15 protein-coding genes are annotated in these 15,914 nt (G+C 53.8%); 3 read left to right on the plus strand and 12 right to left on the minus strand.

All coding sequences use genetic code 11. The annotated features are described in order from the left end of the window. Positions 1–351: 351 nt before the first annotated feature. From hemG to pepQ, 4 genes are read right to left on the minus strand one after another with little or no spacing between them, the layout of a single operon-like run. Positions 352–888: a menaquinone-dependent protoporphyrinogen IX dehydrogenase gene (gene hemG / locus ACQE3Y_RS19270; RefSeq protein ID WP_085069533.1), complete on the minus strand. Its 537-nt coding sequence runs from the start codon at positions 886–888 to the stop codon at positions 352–354. A gap of 16 nt (positions 889–904) precedes the next feature. Continuing rightward, positions 905–2,356: a Trk system potassium transporter TrkH gene (gene trkH / locus ACQE3Y_RS19275; RefSeq protein ID WP_085069531.1), complete on the minus strand. Its 1,452-nt coding sequence runs from the start codon at positions 2,354–2,356 to the stop codon at positions 905–907. A 24-nt stretch (positions 2,357–2,380) separates the two neighbouring features. Beyond that, positions 2,381–2,998: an IMPACT family protein gene (locus ACQE3Y_RS19280; protein WP_085069529.1), complete on the minus strand. Its 618-nt coding sequence runs from the start codon at positions 2,996–2,998 to the stop codon at positions 2,381–2,383. Beyond that, entirely contained in the window at positions 2,998–4,329 is a 1,332-nt protein-coding gene (gene pepQ / locus ACQE3Y_RS19285; RefSeq protein WP_426982312.1) for a Xaa-Pro dipeptidase, read from the minus strand. The genes ACQE3Y_RS19280 and pepQ overlap by 1 nt, the downstream gene beginning before the upstream one ends. A 185-nt stretch (positions 4,330–4,514) precedes the next feature. Between pepQ and fadB the strand changes: the two genes are divergently transcribed. Together fadB and fadA are read left to right on the plus strand one after the other, a co-directional pair. Beyond that, positions 4,515–6,701, plus strand: coding sequence for a fatty acid oxidation complex subunit alpha FadB (gene fadB / locus ACQE3Y_RS19290; RefSeq protein WP_426982313.1), 2,187 nt, complete (start codon positions 4,515–4,517; stop codon positions 6,699–6,701). An 11-nt stretch (positions 6,702–6,712) separates the two neighbouring features. Continuing rightward, positions 6,713–7,876 carry an acetyl-CoA C-acyltransferase FadA gene (gene fadA / locus ACQE3Y_RS19295; protein WP_426982314.1) on the plus strand — a complete coding sequence of 388 codons (1,164 nt, stop codon included), beginning with the start codon at positions 6,713–6,715 and terminating at the stop codon, positions 7,874–7,876. Positions 7,877–7,953: 77 nt separating this feature from the next. On the opposite strand, the gene fre is transcribed toward fadA, so the two are convergent. Together fre and ubiD are read right to left on the minus strand one after the other, a co-directional pair. Beyond that, a complete protein-coding gene (fre, locus tag ACQE3Y_RS19300) occupies positions 7,954–8,655 on the minus strand; it encodes an NAD(P)H-flavin reductase (RefSeq protein WP_250651110.1) in 702 nt (233 codons plus the stop codon). A gap of 40 nt (positions 8,656–8,695) precedes the next feature. Beyond that, a complete protein-coding gene (ubiD, locus tag ACQE3Y_RS19305) occupies positions 8,696–10,180 on the minus strand; it encodes a 4-hydroxy-3-polyprenylbenzoate decarboxylase (protein ID WP_085072265.1) in 1,485 nt (494 codons plus the stop codon). 355 nt (positions 10,181–10,535) lie between these two features. Between ubiD and rfaH the strand changes: the two genes are divergently transcribed. Further along, positions 10,536–11,024 (plus strand): transcription/translation regulatory transformer protein RfaH, encoded by a 489-nt coding sequence (rfaH, locus tag ACQE3Y_RS19310; RefSeq protein ID WP_085072264.1) that lies wholly within the window; start codon positions 10,536–10,538, stop codon positions 11,022–11,024. A 24-nt stretch (positions 11,025–11,048) separates the two neighbouring features. On the opposite strand, the gene tatD is transcribed toward rfaH, so the two are convergent. The 6 genes from tatD to ubiJ all read right to left on the minus strand — a co-directional run bounded on the left by tatD (position 11,049) and on the right by ubiJ (position 15,902). Further along, positions 11,049–11,828 (minus strand): 3'-5' ssDNA/RNA exonuclease TatD, encoded by a 780-nt coding sequence (gene tatD / locus ACQE3Y_RS19315; protein ID WP_085069519.1) that lies wholly within the window; start codon positions 11,826–11,828, stop codon positions 11,049–11,051. 81 nt (positions 11,829–11,909) lie between these two features. Beyond that, entirely contained in the window at positions 11,910–12,668 is a 759-nt protein-coding gene (tatC, locus tag ACQE3Y_RS19320) for a Sec-independent protein translocase subunit TatC (RefSeq protein WP_426975119.1), read from the minus strand. Then, on the minus strand, positions 12,658–13,281 hold the full coding sequence (tatB, locus tag ACQE3Y_RS19325) for a Sec-independent protein translocase protein TatB (RefSeq protein ID WP_426975118.1): 624 nt from the start codon (positions 13,279–13,281) through the stop codon (positions 12,658–12,660). The genes tatC and tatB overlap by 11 nt, the downstream gene beginning before the upstream one ends. Positions 13,282–13,283: 2 nt before the next feature. Beyond that, positions 13,284–13,535, minus strand: a complete 252-nt coding sequence (gene tatA, locus ACQE3Y_RS19330; protein WP_426975117.1) for a Sec-independent protein translocase subunit TatA — start codon at positions 13,533–13,535, stop codon at positions 13,284–13,286. Between the two features lie 127 nt (positions 13,536–13,662). Beyond that, on the minus strand, positions 13,663–15,300 hold the full coding sequence (gene ubiB, locus ACQE3Y_RS19335; RefSeq protein WP_426982315.1) for a ubiquinone biosynthesis regulatory protein kinase UbiB: 1,638 nt from the start codon (positions 15,298–15,300) through the stop codon (positions 13,663–13,665). Next, the gene (ubiJ, locus tag ACQE3Y_RS19340) at positions 15,297–15,902 is read right to left on the minus strand and encodes a ubiquinone biosynthesis protein UbiJ (protein WP_426975116.1); all 606 of its coding nucleotides are present in this window, start codon (positions 15,900–15,902) and stop codon (positions 15,297–15,299) included. Before ubiJ ends, ubiB begins: the two co-directional genes overlap by 4 nt. Positions 15,903–15,914 lie beyond the last annotated feature (12 nt).

Here is a 15,914-nt window from a genome sequence, read left to right on the forward strand (position 1 = left end):
CGTCGTAATGAATTACGTGTTCACTCTGAGACTTGATACTGCAATAGTTTTTGCGATATCCCGTCCGTGAGTGCCCACACAGATTGTCTGATAAATTGTTAAAGAGCGTTGCGACCGGCGCTTCGTGCCGTTGTCGCGAGGTGGCGTATATTACGCTTTCCTCTTTCAGAGTCAACCTCTTTTTCAGAAGTTTTTCTCCGGCGATTCATCTTACTGAACCGCTCAACACCGCGTGGCGTAAGCCGTTGTGCCGTGTCGATGGAGGCGCATTATAGGGAGTTCTCGACCCCTGACAAGTGTTTATTTCAAAAAAATGATCGTTAGGTTTATTTTTCAGCAAGCCGTGTTTTTTTAACGCGATTTGCTGCTCATTTGGGCAAATTCTTCAGCAAAACGCTCTACCTGCTGCCAGTCGGTGTATTCGACTTCTTTATGCGGATCGGTTTCGCCGCCTGTCATACGCATAATAAACTGGATCATTACCCGGTCAAACCAACCGTAACGCGGATAACGCAGCGCTCCGGCAAACACTGCACAGCTATCGGGTTGCCATGGCGACTGCAACAAAAACTTACGCGTATAGGCATTGGTTTGCGGTGTACGTTTTTCTGGCTTGCGTGCTGTCAGGTTAACGGAGAAGAAGCCGCTAACGCGCTGTTGCAGTTCGACCAGATGTTTCTTCACGAAACGCGCTACCACCGGCTGGAAATGCCCATAGCGGATCGATGCGCCTATCAACACCCGATCGTACTGCGCCCAGTCAACGTCTTGCGCATGCAGGATATTAATGACGTCGCACTCCTGATGCGCTTTCAAGGTGTTTGCTATATAAGAAGCGATTTCCCGCGTCTGTCCGTCACGGCTGGAAAACAGAATCAGCGCTTTCATTGTTCTCTCCTTGGGTTTATTCACGCCAGAAGGTAGGCGTGAACAGTACCAGCAATGTAAATACTTCCAGACGACCGAAAAGCATGGTCGAAATCAAAATCCATTTTGCGACATCATTCATGGAAGTGAAATTATCTGCCACAACGCCCAATCCAGGGCCAAGGTTATTCAGCGTAGCGGCTACGGCAGCAAATGCAGAAAAATCATCAACGCCGGTGGCGATAATCGCCAGCATACTAAGCAAAAACACCAGCGCGTAAGCAGAGAAGAAGCCCCATACCGCTTCCAGAATGCGTTCCGGCAAAGCGCGATTACCCAGCTTGATGGTATAGACCGCGTTAGGATGGACCAGCCGTTTCAGTTCACGCGACCCTTGCTTACACAGCAGCAAAATACGAATCACTTTCAGGCCTCCCCCGGTTGACCCCGCGCAACCGCCGATAAAGGCGGAACAAAGGAGCAATACCGGCAAGAAGAGCGGCCAACGGGCAATGCTGTCGGTAGTAAAGCCCGCTGTCGTCGCCATTGATACGACCTGGAAAAACGCCTGATTTAGCGTCTGCAGCCCGCTGGCATAGACATTATGGAACCACAGCACCAGCGTACATATCACGACTAACGTCATCTGTACGCCGATAAACATACGGAACTCCGGGTCACGCCAGTAGACACGGAGGTTTAGTCCGCTTAATAGCGAAAAATGCAGGCCATAGTTACAGCCCGATATCAGCAGGAAAACAGCAATGATGGTATTGATGGCAGGACTATTGAAATAGCCGATGCTGGCATCATGGGTAGAAAAGCCGCCGATGGCGATGGTTGAGAAGCTATGGCCAATGGCATCAAACACTGGCATACCTGCCAGCCACAACGCCACTGCACACGCCACCGTCAACAATACATAGATAAGCCATAACGTTTTAGCCGTTTCGGCAATCCGGGGACGCATCTTGTTATCTTTCAGGGGGCCGGGCATTTCTGCGCGATAAAGCTGCATTCCCCCTACACCCAGGATTGGCAAGATCGCCACGGCTAATACAATGATCCCCATCCCGCCAAGCCATTGCAGCATCTGACGATAAAAAAGAATCGCTTTGGGTAAAGAATCCAGCCCCACCAGCGTAGTGGCACCGGTGGTCGTTAGGCCAGAAAAGGATTCAAAAAATGCATCAGTAACAGAGAGGCTGGGATGTTCGGAAAAAATAAAGGGCATTGCCCCTACGCTACCCAGCACGGTCCAGAACAGCACCACAATCAAAAAACCTTCGCGCGGCTTCAGATCATTTTTCTGTTTGCGGTTAGGCCACCACAATATGGCCCCAATCAGCAAGGCCATAATAAATGTCTGACTGAATGCGCGCCCTGCGCCATCGCGATAAATTAACGCCACTAAGCCGGGTACGATCATTGTTCCGGAGAACAGAATGACCAATAGCCCAACGATTCGGGTAATGGCACGAAAATGCATTCTGCCGTTTCCTTAAGATAAAAATTAGGGGGTTACCGGCTCAAGCGCTAAGGCTCCCCGGCTAATGTCCGTTAAATTTTGGGTAAACCCGGCGACCTGCGCATGGGGTAATGCCAAAGTTAGCGAGACAACATCCAGAAATTCCGTCTTAAGCAGTTCTCCTTCAAAACGCTGAACCAGGCGCTCTACATCACCAAGCTGAGCATAATCGCAGCGTAGCTGAAAACGGCGCATTGGTATCTTTTGTTTGCGATCCAGCTGTTTTAGCGCCTGCTGCACACCGCCGCCATACGCTTTCACCAGGCCGCCGGTCCCGAGCATAACCCCGCCGTAGTAGCGCACCACTACGGCGGTAATTTCTCCAACCTGGCTGCCCATCAGTTGCGCCAGCATAGGTTTTCCTGCCGTGCCAGACGGTTCGCCGTCGTCAGAAAAGCCCAACTGCTGTGAATCATCAGGAGGCCCGGCAACATAAGCCCAACAGTGATGGCGGGCAGCGGGATGTTCAGTTTTAATTTGCTGAATAAACGCTTTCGCCGCCTCAACGCCTTCGGTATGCGCCAGCAGCGTAATGAAGCGGCTTTTTTTAATGGTCTCTTCGCTGATACTCAATGGCTCAGCGGGAATATCATAAGCGTCCATTATTCCAGATGCAGATCGCGCGTCATGTTCTCAACGCGGTTAGCATGGATCACCACGTTATCCTCAATGCGAATACCGCCATACGGCTGTAAGGCATCAATCGCCTGCCAGTTGAAGTGCTGACTATGGTTCCCTTCTCGCCATGGATTTAGAAGCGACTCGATAATATAGAAGCCCGGCTCAATGGTAAGTACCATGCGCGGTTCAAGCACGCGCGTGCAACGCAGGAAAGGATATTGCTGTGGTGCTGCCAGATGCGTTCCTTTATCGTCCTGCATAAAGCCAGCCACATCATGCACCTGTAATCCAAGCGGATGACCTAAACCGTGCGGCATAAACGGCCCGGTCAGATTTTCCGCCACCATCGCCTCTTCGCTGATACCGCGCACCAGATCAAACTTCAGCAATAACCCGGCGATGCGCTGATGCATTTGCAGATGATAATCGCTGTAGCGAACGCCCGCTTTTAACGTATCTATCAAGGCCAGTTCGTGCTGATTCATCTCACGCACTATTTGGGCAAACAGAGAATCGCTCTGTGCTGCGTAGGTTCGTGTTAGATCGGCGGCGTAGCCATTGTACTCGGCACCGGCATCAATTAAAAAACTGCGGCGCTGCGGCGGCGTTTGGTGATCAAGCTTAGTGTAGTGCAGCACGGCCGCATGTTCATTCAGGGCGATAATATTGCCATAGGGAACGTCGGTATCGCGGTGGCCCGTGGCTGTCAGATAGGCGAGATTAATATCAAACTCGCTCATGCCGGAAAGAAATGCCTCTTTTGCCGCGCGATGGCCCGCAACGGCCAGCTTTTGCGCTTCACGCATGCAGGCGAGTTCATAATCGGTTTTATATGAGCGGTGGTAATGCAGAAAATCTATCACGCCCTGCGGATTGATATGATTGGCGCTGATATCCAGCTGCATTGCGCGCTGCGGCACCGGACCGATATACGCCACATTCTGACGCGGCTGCGGCAATAGCGCGCCGATATCATCTGCCTTCCTCAGCGCCACGATCTCTATTTCATCGGTCCAGAAGCTGTGCGGCAGCGGTTCTACGCTATGCCAGTAGTCGACCGGCGAATAAAACCACAGCTTCGGCTTATTGACGCCATCAACCCACAACCAGCAGTTCGGCAACTGCGTTACCGGTACCCAGGCTTTGAAATGAGGATTAACCTTAAACGGGTAGTCATGATCGTCAAGGAATACCGTTAACAACTCGCCCGAATGAATCAACATGCCGTCGAGCTCAAAGCGCGCCAGTATCTGCTGCGCACGCTGCTGTAAAGTAGCAATGTGTTCTTTGTACAAGGTAACCAGGGTATCCATTTCTGTACTCCGCATCAGAGAATTGACCGCATCTTACCACAGCAGGACAGAGGATGCCGTGTCGCCACCGCCTGTGATCTTGTTTGCAAATGAGCAATGTTTCGTTTGCAAATAATTAACATCAATCCCACACTCCGATCATCTGGTACGACCAGATCCCTTACATGCGGTTTCAGGAGACGGACATGCTCTACCAAGGCGACACACTTTCCCTGAACTGGCTGGACGACGGCATCGCCGAGCTAATTTTCGATGCCCCCGGTTCAGTCAATAAGCTGGACACACAAACTGTAGCCAGCCTGGGCGAAGCCATTGCCGTGCTGGAAAAACAGACGGCGCTGAAAGGCGTTTTGCTCAGCTCATCGAAGCCGGCGTTTATCGTTGGCGCGGATATTACTGAATTCCTGTCGTTGTTTAATGCCCCAGCGGAAAAGCTGACGCAATGGCTGGCATTTGCCAACAGCATTTTTAACCGTCTGGAGGATCTGCCGGTGCCCACCATTTCCGCCATTCAGGGCTATGCGCTTGGCGGCGGCTGTGAATGTGTTCTGGCTACGGACTTCCGTATCGCTACGCCGGATGCACGCATTGGGTTGCCGGAAACCAAACTGGGCATTATGCCAGGCTTTGGCGGTTCTGTACGTCTGCCAAGGCTGCTTGGTGCCGATAGCGCGCTGGAAATCATCGCCGCCGGGAAAGACGTAGACGGGAAAAGCGCGCTGGCGCTGGGCCTGGTTGATGCGATTGTGCCTGCGGAAAAACTTCGCGACGGCGCTATCGCCATGCTGCGGATGGCGATAGAAGATGCGCATTTTTGGCAGCAGCGCCGCCAGCCGAAGCTGCAGCCCCTTAAGCTCAGCGCCATTGAAGCGGCAATGAGTTTTACCATCGCAAAAAGCATGGTGCAGCAAACCGCCGGAAAACATTATCCAGCGCCGATGATGGCGGTAAAAACCATTGAAGCTGCCGCTGGCCTAGGCCGTGATGATGCATTAAAGCTGGAAACCAAAGCCTTTGTGCCGCTGGCGCAGTCGAAGGTTGCGCGGGCGTTAGTGGGGATCTTTCTGAACGATCAATACATCAAAAGCAAAGCGAAGAAACTGGCGCAGGGTCAGGCAATACCGCAGCAGGCCGCTGTCCTGGGCGCAGGAATTATGGGCGGCGGCATTGCTTACCAGTCCGCCTCAAAAGGTGTGCCGGTGATCATGAAAGATATCAGTGAAAAATCGCTGACGCTGGGCATGAGCGAAGCGGGAAAACTGCTCAATAAACAGCTTGAACGCGGCAAAATCACTGCTCTTCAGCTAACCAGTATCATCTCCACAATTCAGCCTACGCTCAGCTTTAGCGGCTTTGAACGCGCTGACATTGTTGTCGAAGCGGTGGTGGAAAATCCGCAGGTTAAAGCCAAAGTGCTGGCGGAAACCGAAGCGCTGGTGCGGGAAGATACCGTTCTGGCCACCAATACCTCCACTATCCCGGTGAGCCAGCTGGCGCGGGCATTAAAGCGTCCGGAAAATTTCTGCGGCATGCATTTCTTTAATCCGGTGCACCGCATGCCGCTGGTAGAAGTGATTCGTGGCGAACAAACTTCAGAGGCGACGCTGGCGAAAGTTATCGCCTGGGCCAGTAAAATGGGTAAGACACCCATTCTGGTCAATGACTGTCCCGGTTTCTTCGTCAATCGCGTGCTGTTCCCCTACTTCGCGGGTTTTAGCCTGCTGCTGCGCGATGGCGCTGACTTCCGCCAAATCGATAAAGTCATGGAAAAACAGTTCGGTTGGCCGATGGGCCCGGCCACCCTGCTGGATGTAGTGGGCCTTGATACCGCGCATCATGCGCAAAGCGTGATGGCCGATGGCTTTCCGGACAGGATGAAAAAGACCTACCGCGATGCGATCGACGTTCTGTTTGAGGCGCAGCGGTTTGGTCAGAAAAACCAGCGCGGCTTTTATATCTGGGAAATCGATAAAAAAGGTAAAGCGCAGAAAGTGGCCGATGCAGAGACCGATGCGTTATTGCAAAGCGTTAGCGCACCAAAGCGCGTTTTTACCGATGAAGAAATCATTGCGCGCATGATGATTCCGATGATTAACGAGGTCGTGCGTTGCCTGGAAGAAAAAATCATCGCCAGCCCGGCTGAAGCGGATATGGCGCTGGTTTATGGGCTTGGTTTTCCACCGTTCCACGGCGGCGTCTTCCGCTATCTGGATACGCTGGGCAACGCCGCCTTTATCGCCCAGGCGCAGCAGTTTGCTGAACTGGGCCCGCTCTATGCCCTGCCGCAGCTGCTGACTGAAAAAGCGCAGCGTAATGAAGACTGGTATCCACCTGCTGAACCAATTAATGAGGCCGCGCTGGCAACGGCGTGAGGAGCAAGATAATGGAAAATGTAGTTATCGTTGATGCCATCCGCACGCCAATGGGTCGTTCAAAAGGCGGCGCATTTCGTCAGGTGCGGGCTGAAGATCTTTCTGCCCACCTGATGCGCAGCCTGCTTAGCCGCAATCCGGCCTTAGAAGCCACGGCGCTGGATGATATTTACTGGGGCTGCGTTCAGCAGACACTGGAGCAGGGTTTTAATATTGCACGTAATGCGGCGCTGCTGGCGGAAATCCCTCATAACGTACCGGCAACCACCGTTAACCGCCTGTGCGGCTCTTCTATGCAGGCACTACATGATGCTGCGCGCGCGATTATGGTCGGCGATGCGCACGCTTGTCTCATAGGCGGCGTAGAGCATATGGGTCACGTGCCGATGAATCACGGCGTCGATTTTCATCCAGGATTAAGCCGCACCGTGGCTAAAGCGGCGGGCATGATGGGCCTGACGGCAGAAATGCTGGCGCGTATGCATCATATCAGCCGTGAAATGCAGGACAGTTTTGCCGCACGTTCACATCAGCGCGCCTGGGCCGCCACCCAGGCGGGTCATTTCCGCAATGAAATTGTCGCTACCAGCGGTCACGATGTTGATGGCGTACTGAAACGTTACGATTTTGATGAAGTTATTCGCAGCGATACCAGCATCGAAGGGCTGGCGACGTTGAAACCCGCATTCGACCCGGTTAACGGCACGGTCACCGCAGGCAGCTCATCGGCGCTATCGGACGGCGCGGCGGCAATGCTGGTAATGAGCGAATCGCGCGCGCGAGCGCTGGGCCTGCAACCACGCGCGCGTATTAAAGCGATGGCGGTAGTAGGCTGCGATCCATCGATTATGGGCTACGGGCCGGTTCCTGCGTCAAAGCTGGCCTTGAAGCGCGCGGGACTGAGCGTAAGCGATATCGATCTGTTTGAACTGAATGAGGCCTTCTCGGCGCAAACGCTGCCGTGCATCAAAGATCTAGGTCTGCTGGAACAGATGGACGAGAAGGTTAACCTGAACGGCGGCGCGATTGCGTTGGGGCATCCGTTGGGCTGCTCCGGCGCACGCATCAGTACCACGCTTCTTAATTTAATGGAGCGACGCGATGCGCAGTTTGGCCTCGCCACCATGTGTATCGGGCTGGGTCAGGGCATCGCCACCGTTTTTGAGCGGATTTAAGGGTTGTGATTTTCCCGCCTGTCAGGGGCGGGCTTTTTCATAACGAGGGCGACAGCGTTGCCGCCCTGCGGTGACGCTTAGATAAACGCGAAGGCGTCACCATAGATTTGTGCTTCCTGTGCGCCCCGTTCAGCGCAAAAACGCTCACGCGCGATTTTTGCCATCTCAAAGCGGCCAGCGATATAAATATCATGCCCGGCAAGCGTGCCGAAATCCTGCATAACCGCTGTCAGTACGGTGCCGCTACGGCCCTGCCATTCAGCGTCAGTCTGCTCGACAACCGGCACCACCTTCAGATTTGCATGACGTACCGCCAGCGCGTTCAGCTCTTCCAGATCGTACAGATGATGACTTTCACGGCCACCCCAATAGATAGCAATATCACGATCCGGCTGCTGCGCCAGGGCAGTGAGCAGGATAGAGCGGGCATAAGAAAAACCGGTGCCGCCCGCAATCAGGATCATCGGACGCTGACTATCCTCCCGCAGCCAGGCTTCTCCATGCGGGATATCCACTACAACTTCCCGCTGCTGCTGGATGCGTTCCATTACCGCCATCGCATACAGGTTAAGCTCAGAAGCCCCGATATGCAGTTCGATAATATCTTTTTCCATCGGCGTTGAAGCCAGAGAGAACGGACGCTTGTCGCGCTCATCCATCACTACCATCAAATACTGTCCGGCACGGAAGCTAAAATCCGCCTCCGGCACCAGTCGTACCCGAAAAACAGTATCGGTAATCGCCTCTACCGAGGTCACTTTACAGCTTAACGTTGTCATGCGTTCCCTCTGTCGGGTCGTCATTGCGTAATTTGCGCCATTAGCGTGGCGGCAAATCGTTAAAAATCCCCAACCGATCCCAGATGGCATCGACTCGCGCCGTAACCGCCGGGTCCTTCTCAATCGGACGACCCCATTCGCGCTGGGTTTCGCCCGGCCATTTGTTGGTGGCATCCAGGCCCATTTTAGACCCCAGACCCGAAACCGGAGAGGCGAAGTCCAGATAGTCGATCGGCGTGTTTTCGATCAATACCGTATCGCGCGCCGGATCCATACGCGTGGTGATCGCCCAGATCACATCATTCCAGTCACGTGCATTTACATCGTCATCGCAAACGATCACGAACTTGGTATACATAAACTGCCGCAGGAATGACCAGACGCCCATCATCACGCGCTTCGCATGCCCGGCGTACTGTTTCTTCATGGTTACCACGGCCAGACGATAGGAACACCCTTCCGGCGGCAGGTAAAAATCCACAATTTCTGGAAACTGTTTAATCAGAATCGGCACCAGCACTTCATTCAGCGCCACGCCCAGTACCGCAGGCTCATCAGGCGGACGACCGGTATATGTTGAATGATAGATGGCATTACGACGTTGCGTAATATGGGTTACGGTAAATACCGGGAAGTTATCGACTTCATTGTAATATCCGGTGTGATCGCCATAGGGCCCTTCCGGTGCCATGTCGCCGGGTTCGATATAGCCTTCCAGCACAATTTCAGCACTGGCCGGCACTTCCAGATCGTTGGAAAGGCACTTAACCACTTCTGATTTAGTGCCGCGCAGCAGGCCAGCAAAAGCATATTCCGATAAGGTATCCGGCACTGGCGTTACGGCGCCAAGGATAGTCGCAGGATCGGCACCCAGCGCCACCGAAACCGGGAAGCGTTCGCCGGGATGAGCTTTGCACCACTCCTGAAAATCAAGTGCGCCGCCGCGATGAGAAAGCCAGCGCATAATCAGCCGGTTTTTACCGATCACCTGCTGACGATAAATGCCCAGGTTCTGTCGTTCTTTGTGCGGCCCACGCGTTACCGTTAATCCCCAGGTAATCAGCGGCGCGGCATCCTCTGGCCAGCACTGCATTACCGGAATACGCGATAAATCCACCTCGTCGCCCTGCCATACCTGCTCCTGGCAAGGTGCGCTGCGCAGCCGTTTGGTTGGCATATTCAACACCTGCTTAAACTGCGGCATTTTATCGAACAGGTCGCGGAACCCTTTTGGCGGTTCAGGCTCTTTCAGAAACGCCAGCAGTTTGCCTACTTCACGCAGCGCGCTGACCTCCTCCTGCCCCATCCCTAATGCCACGCGCTTCGGCGTGCCAAAGAGGTTGCACAGAACCGGCATGTCATAGCCTTTCGGGTTTTCAAACAGCAGGGCCGGCCCGCCGGCTCGCAACGTGCGGTCAGCGATCTCGGTCATCTCCAGAATGGGATCGACCTCCAGCGTTATACGTTTTAACTCGCCACGCTGTTCAAGCAGCGCAAGGAACTCGCGTAAGTCGTGGTATTTCATCAGATTCATTATTCAGGCCGCAGAATCGGCCATTATAAGGAGGATTCAACGGATATGCTGAGGTTTGTGCGGTTACGCCCGACGCGGAAACAGCACCTGTAGTGCAGAGCCCGCTCAATCAATTACTTTTCTTTAACAGGTTGCGCTGCGAGTCTGAACCACGGACGCCGCCTTCGTCAATTTTCAATTCTACAATTTGTGCCAAATGACCGCCAACAGCAGCTATTTTGCTTTCGGTGCATGCGGTTCGCGCCGATAAACCAGGCCTGAAGGTGGCCCTGAAGCAGCGTGATGTCGCTATCGCTCTGAAAGCAGTTTTGCTATTCTTAGCGTTCAATAATTGGAAAGTGACATTATGGAATCCTGGTACCTCCTTTACTGTAAACGTGGGCAGTTATTACGCGCTAAAGAGCATCTGGAGCGGCAGGCGGTAAACTGCCTTAGCCCGATGATTGCTATGGAAAAAATTGTGCGCGGCAAACGAACCACGGTAGAAGAGCCGCTGTTTCCTAATTATCTTTTTATTGAATTCGATCCAGAAGCTATTCATACCACGACGATCAGTGCCACGCGTGGCGTAAGTCACTTTGTGCGTTTCGGTACGCAACCGGCCAACGTGCCGCCCGATGTCATTGACGCGCTACGCACCAATACTCCGGAAACCATGGTCGATCCCGACACGCCTTGTCCGGGCGATAAGGTGGTGATCGTTAAAGGTGCGCTGGAAGGGTTGGAAGCTATCTTCACCGAACCTGACGGCGAGGCCCGCTCTATGTTGCTGCTTAACCTGCTGAACAAACAGGTTAAGCAAAGCGTGGAAAATAGCGCTTTCCGCAAAGCCTGACGCTTCGCACTACAGCGCCGTGGCTTACAGACGAAACAGACGACGGCTGTTATCGGCGGTTTGCTGCGCCAGCCAGGCGGCCTCTTCTCCGCGCCACAGCGCTACCTGCTGCACAATATGCGGCAGGAAACAGGGCTCATTACGACGCGAGGTCGGCCGTGGACGCATATCGCGCGGCAGCAGATAAGGCGCGTCCGTTTCCAGCAGCAGGCGTTCAACGGGAATTTGCGGCAGCAGTTCACGCAGCTGCATCCCGCGTCGCTCATCGCACACCCAGCCGGTAATGCCTACTGATAATCCTGATGCCAGACATTCCGCCAGCTCTTCCGCCGTACCGGTAAAACAGTGAACCACCGCGCCGGGCAGATGCGGCAGCCACGGCTTCAGCACCGCCATAAAACGTTCATGCGCGTCACGACAGTGCAGAAATACTGGCATCTGCAGCTCAGCGGCCAGCGCCAGCTGCGCATCAAAAGCATATTCCTGCTGATTATGCGCGGAAAAGTTACGGTTAAAATCGAGTCCGCATTCACCGATAGCCACCACCTGCGGGCTTTCTGCCAGCCGACGCAGCGTTGAGGCAGTATCTGCCGACCATTCGCTGGCGTGATGAGGATGAATACCTGCCGTTGACCAGCAGAAATCGGGATGTCGCTGTGCCAGGCTTTGCGCCTGCTGGCTCTCCAGTGCGTTAGTGCCGGTAATCAGCATGCCGGTGAGGCCTGCTTCGCGCGCGCGCCTCACAACCTGTTCGCGATCTTTCGCAAACTGCGTGCTGGTCAGGTTTACACCGATATCAAACATGGTATGTCCTGAAAATATTAACCGCCCGGATGGGCGGTTAGCGATGAATTTTCCCCGCCGTAGCGGGCCCTGCACTGAGCGTCAGGATTCGGTTTCGTGCTCTTCTTCACGCGCCTGACGCCCTTTGCCAACATAGAAGCGCGAACAGAATACGCCAACCTCAAACAGGCAGTACATCGGAATAGCGAGCAAAGTTTGGGAAAATACATCGGGTGGGGTTAACAACATTCCAACAACAAAAGCCCCAACCAGCATATAAGGACGCTTCTGACGTAGCATTTCGGGTGTGGTCACACCGGTCCAGCACAGCAGCACAATCGCCACCGGCACTTCAAAAGCAACGCCAAAGGCCATAAACAGCGTCATTACGAAGTCGAGATAGCTGGCGATATCGGTCGCCATGGTGACCCCCTGCGGCGCGGTTTTAGCAAAAAAGCCAAACGCCATCGGGAATACCACGAAATAGGCAAAGGCCACGCCGATATAAAACAGCATGGTACTGGAGAACAGCAACGGCATCACCAGACGGCGTTCATGACGATAGAGCGCGGGAGCCACAAATGCCCAAATCTGATAAAGAAGGACCGGAACCGCCAGGAAAACAGATACGATAATGGTAAGTTTAATTGGCGTCAAAAACGGCGAGGCGACATCGGTCGCTATCATGCTGGCACCAGCTGGCAGTTGCCTGATAAGCGGCTCTGCCACCAACTGGTAAATATCATTAGAGAAATAAACCAGCGCTACAAAAATCACCAGCACGGCAATGATGCAGTTAAGCAGCCGCTTGCGTAGCTCAATCAGATGGCTGATCAGCGGTTGGGTATCTTCAACGGCCATGTTTATCATTCATTATTGGTTGAGAGGAAGAAGCCGCAGAGGTTTCTGGTGAAACACCTGATGAAGGTGCCGCAGAAGGAGCGGTAGCCTGTCCGGCAGGAGATGAGGGCGCTGACGCCGCAGCGTTGCCAGCGGAAGGCGCATCCACAACCGGTTTCGGTGTCGAAAGCGCGTCTGCGCTACCGGCGATGGGTTTTTGCTCTGGCGCGCTGGCCTGATGATCGGCCGTAGCTGGGGTGACGCCGGTATGTTCATCCTGCGGACGCGTAATCAGCGGATTATGAATGGTGTGCGCTTCATCATCGGCCTGCTCATTTTCACCCAAATAAGAGCGTCGCATAGAATCTGCGGATTTACGCAGTTCTTCCATCGACTCATGCAATTCCGGGGAAAGGGTGTTTTTGCTGGCCTGCTCTACTTTTTTCAGACTGTCCTGCAGCTCCTGCAGTTTTAGCTCCTGCGCCAGCTCATTTTGCACGTTAGCCGCCAGGGAACGCATGGCGCGGATCCAGCCGACCACGGTTTTTACTGCAACCGGCAAACGCTGCGGGCCAAGCACCACCAGCCCAATGACGAACACCAAAACCAGTTCGCTAAAACCTATGTCGAACACGGTTATACCTGCTCTTTATCTTTTTTTGCCTCTTCTTTGTTTGCCGTGGTCGCCTGCTTATCGGTTAGCGGCCGGGCCTCAAATTCAGCATCCTGCTGTTTAGGCGTCTCTTTATCTTCATCGCCCATGGCTTTTTTAAAGCCTTTGATCGATGAGCCTAAATCGGAGCCCAGGTTACGTAATTTATTGGTGCCGAAAAGAAGAACCACGATCACGGCAATGATAACTAACTGCCAAATGCTGATACCGCCCATGAGTATGCCTCTGCTGAAAAGTCTAAAACGAATGGAAAAGCAGTATACCCCAGCTTATGGCCGGGTGACGATGCATAAGCCCGTTGTCCCGACCACAAACGGAAATTTTACTTTTTCTGACAATCAATCAGGCTGACCGTCGCCAGCCAATAATCCAGGAAAGAAATCCGGCAACCATCATAATAGTTGGCAGCACTTCCATACCCGGTCGAGTAATCAATAATGCCGTGCCGCTTAACAGCAGCGTGGCACCGATGCCAAATAAATAACGCGCCTGATGCTGCCGTTCACGCTGTATGCTCAGCTCGTTAGCCAGCCGATCGACACTAAACTGCAAACGCTTGTGCTGACGCAGGCTATCATAAAAGAGATCCGGCAACTCCGGCAGACGCTCGGCCCAGTAGGGCGCTTTTTCTTTCACCGAACGAATAATCGCCGGTATCCCCACCTGGTCTTTAATCCACTCTTCCAGGAACGGCTTGGCGGTTTTCCACAAATCAAGCTGTGGGTAAAGCTGACGCCCCACGCCTTCCACATAGAGCAGAGTTTTCTGCAGCAATACCAGCTGCGGCTGTACTTCCATATTAAAGCGGCGCGCGGTATTAAACAGGTTCAGCAATACGTGTCCAAAAGAGATTTCCGCCAGCGGTTTCTCAAAAATCGGCTCACAAACGGTACGAATCGCAAATTCGAAATCTTCAACGTTGGTATTGGCAGGCACCCAGCCGGAATCAACGTGTAGCTCGGCAACTTTACGGTAGTCGCGGTTAAAGAAGGCGATAAAGTTTTCCGCCAGGTAACGCTTATCCGCTTTGTTCAGGGAGCCGACAATCCCGCAGTCGATGCCGATGTAGAGCGGATCGTGCGGATGTTCATAGCTAACGAAAATATTGCCGGGATGCATATCCGCATGGAAAAAGCTGTCACGGAATACCTGGGTAAAAAAGACCTGAACGCCGCGTTCAGCCAGTAGCCGCATATTGACGCCATGCTGCTCCAGCGTGACCACATCGTTGATGGGAATACCGTAAATGCGCTCCATCACCAGCATCGTTTCGCTGCAGTAGTCGGAATAGACTTCCGGCACGTAGAGCATATTGCTGTTTTCAAAGTTGCGTCGCAGCTGGATAGAGTTTGCCGCTTCACGCAGCAGATTCAGCTCATCAATCAGCGTCTTTTCATAGTCCGCTACCACTTCTACCGGGCGCAGACGACGGCTTTCCGGCATCAGACGCGGCAGCCAGCGGGCCAGGCGGTAGATCAGGCGCATATCAGCCTTGATCACTGGCAAAATATCAGGGCGAATCACCTTAATGACGACCGCTTTGCCGTTTTCCTTCAGCGTCGCCGTATGCACCTGAGCAATAGAGGCGGAGGCCAGCGGCGTAATATCAAAATCATCAAACCACGCCTCAAGCGGCCCGCCCAACGATTTTTCAATCTGCGCTTTAGCCAGCTTACCGTCAAAAGGCGCAACGCGATCCTGTAAAATCGCCAGCTGATCGGCAATCAGCGGTGGAAAGAGATCGCGGCGGGTAGACATCATCTGACCAAACTTAATCCACACCGGACCTAACTCTTCCAGCGCCATACGCAGGCGCACGCCCAGCTCCAGATCCTTATGCTGATTAGGCAGCCAAAAGATGCCGCGACGCCACAGGCGAATCGGTAAGGTAATGCGCAGACGAGGGATCAATTCATCCAGGCCGTAGCTCAGGAAGACTTTGATAATGAAATAGAGGCGTCGTAGTTCTCCGGGCGTCATTTAGCCTCCAGCTGTAGCAGACGTTGTTCCAGCTGGCCGGCCTGACGCTCCAGCGCGTCAACTTCTTCGCCGTACCAGGCCATCTCCAGCGGACCAGGCGCGACGCGCCACTCTTCGGTCAGGGTTTCCGTCAGGTAGCGCTGTTTACGCTGAATATCGCCGCGCAGCAGCTGCCATCCGCGTCGGGCGACATTGCTGATGCCCTGAGCGACAATATCGCCGGTCCAGGGCGCCAGATATTCAGCCGGATCGAGCTCGGCCATATCAATCAGCGCCGAAAACTGCTGTACCACCTGAAGATCGCCCTCAACCTCCAGCTCGCCGCTACGGATCATGCCGGTCAGCTGCTGACGGTCACGCAGTTTGGGCAGCAGCGACAGGCGGGTGGTCACTGTACAGTCGCAGCGGTCTTGCCATTCACCCAGCACGTCCACCTGATGCTCGCTGAACACCAGCGTAACCGGCTGTGACAGCTCCTGTAACCGGAGCTGTAAAACCTTGCCATTCAAACGCTGCCGGGCCGCTTTCAGGCCGCGATCGCGATAAAGAATTCGATTCAGTGCGGTCTCCAGACCGGCGGTTAACAGCGGGGTTAACGTCATTCGCTTTCCTGC

The sequence above is a fragment of the Pantoea sp. FN0305 genome (assembly GCF_050113845.1).
GTDB lineage: Bacteria > Pseudomonadota > Gammaproteobacteria > Enterobacterales > Enterobacteriaceae > Mixta > Mixta alhagi.

Bases quoted from the DNA above. Each gene is read 5' to 3' on its own strand.
- hemG (WP_085069533.1), bottom strand. From the start codon at position 888: ATGAAAGCGCTGATTCTGTTTTCCAGCCGTGACGGACAGACGCGGGAA.
- trkH (WP_085069531.1), bottom strand. From the start codon at position 2,356: ATGCATTTTCGTGCCATTACCCGAATCGTTGGGCTATTGGTCATTCTG.
- ACQE3Y_RS19280 (WP_085069529.1), bottom strand. From the start codon at position 2,998: ATGGACGCTTATGATATTCCCGCTGAGCCATTGAGTATCAGCGAAGAG.
- pepQ (WP_426982312.1), bottom strand. From the start codon at position 4,329: ATGGATACCCTGGTTACCTTGTACAAAGAACACATTGCTACTTTACAG.
- fadB (WP_426982313.1), top strand. From the start codon at position 4,515: ATGCTCTACCAAGGCGACACACTTTCCCTGAACTGGCTGGACGACGGC.
- fadA (WP_426982314.1), top strand. From the start codon at position 6,713: ATGGAAAATGTAGTTATCGTTGATGCCATCCGCACGCCAATGGGTCGT.
- fre (WP_250651110.1), bottom strand. From the start codon at position 8,655: ATGACAACGTTAAGCTGTAAAGTGACCTCGGTAGAGGCGATTACCGAT.
- ubiD (WP_085072265.1), bottom strand. From the start codon at position 10,180: ATGAAATACCACGACTTACGCGAGTTCCTTGCGCTGCTTGAACAGCGT.
- rfaH (WP_085072264.1), top strand. From the start codon at position 10,536: ATGGAATCCTGGTACCTCCTTTACTGTAAACGTGGGCAGTTATTACGC.
- tatD (WP_085069519.1), bottom strand. From the start codon at position 11,828: ATGTTTGATATCGGTGTAAACCTGACCAGCACGCAGTTTGCGAAAGAT.
- tatC (WP_426975119.1), bottom strand. From the start codon at position 12,668: ATGGCCGTTGAAGATACCCAACCGCTGATCAGCCATCTGATTGAGCTA.
- tatA (WP_426975117.1), bottom strand. From the start codon at position 13,535: ATGGGCGGTATCAGCATTTGGCAGTTAGTTATCATTGCCGTGATCGTG.
- ubiB (WP_426982315.1), bottom strand. From the start codon at position 15,300: ATGACGCCCGGAGAACTACGACGCCTCTATTTCATTATCAAAGTCTTC.
- ubiJ (WP_426975116.1), bottom strand. From the start codon at position 15,902: ATGACGTTAACCCCGCTGTTAACCGCCGGTCTGGAGACCGCACTGAAT.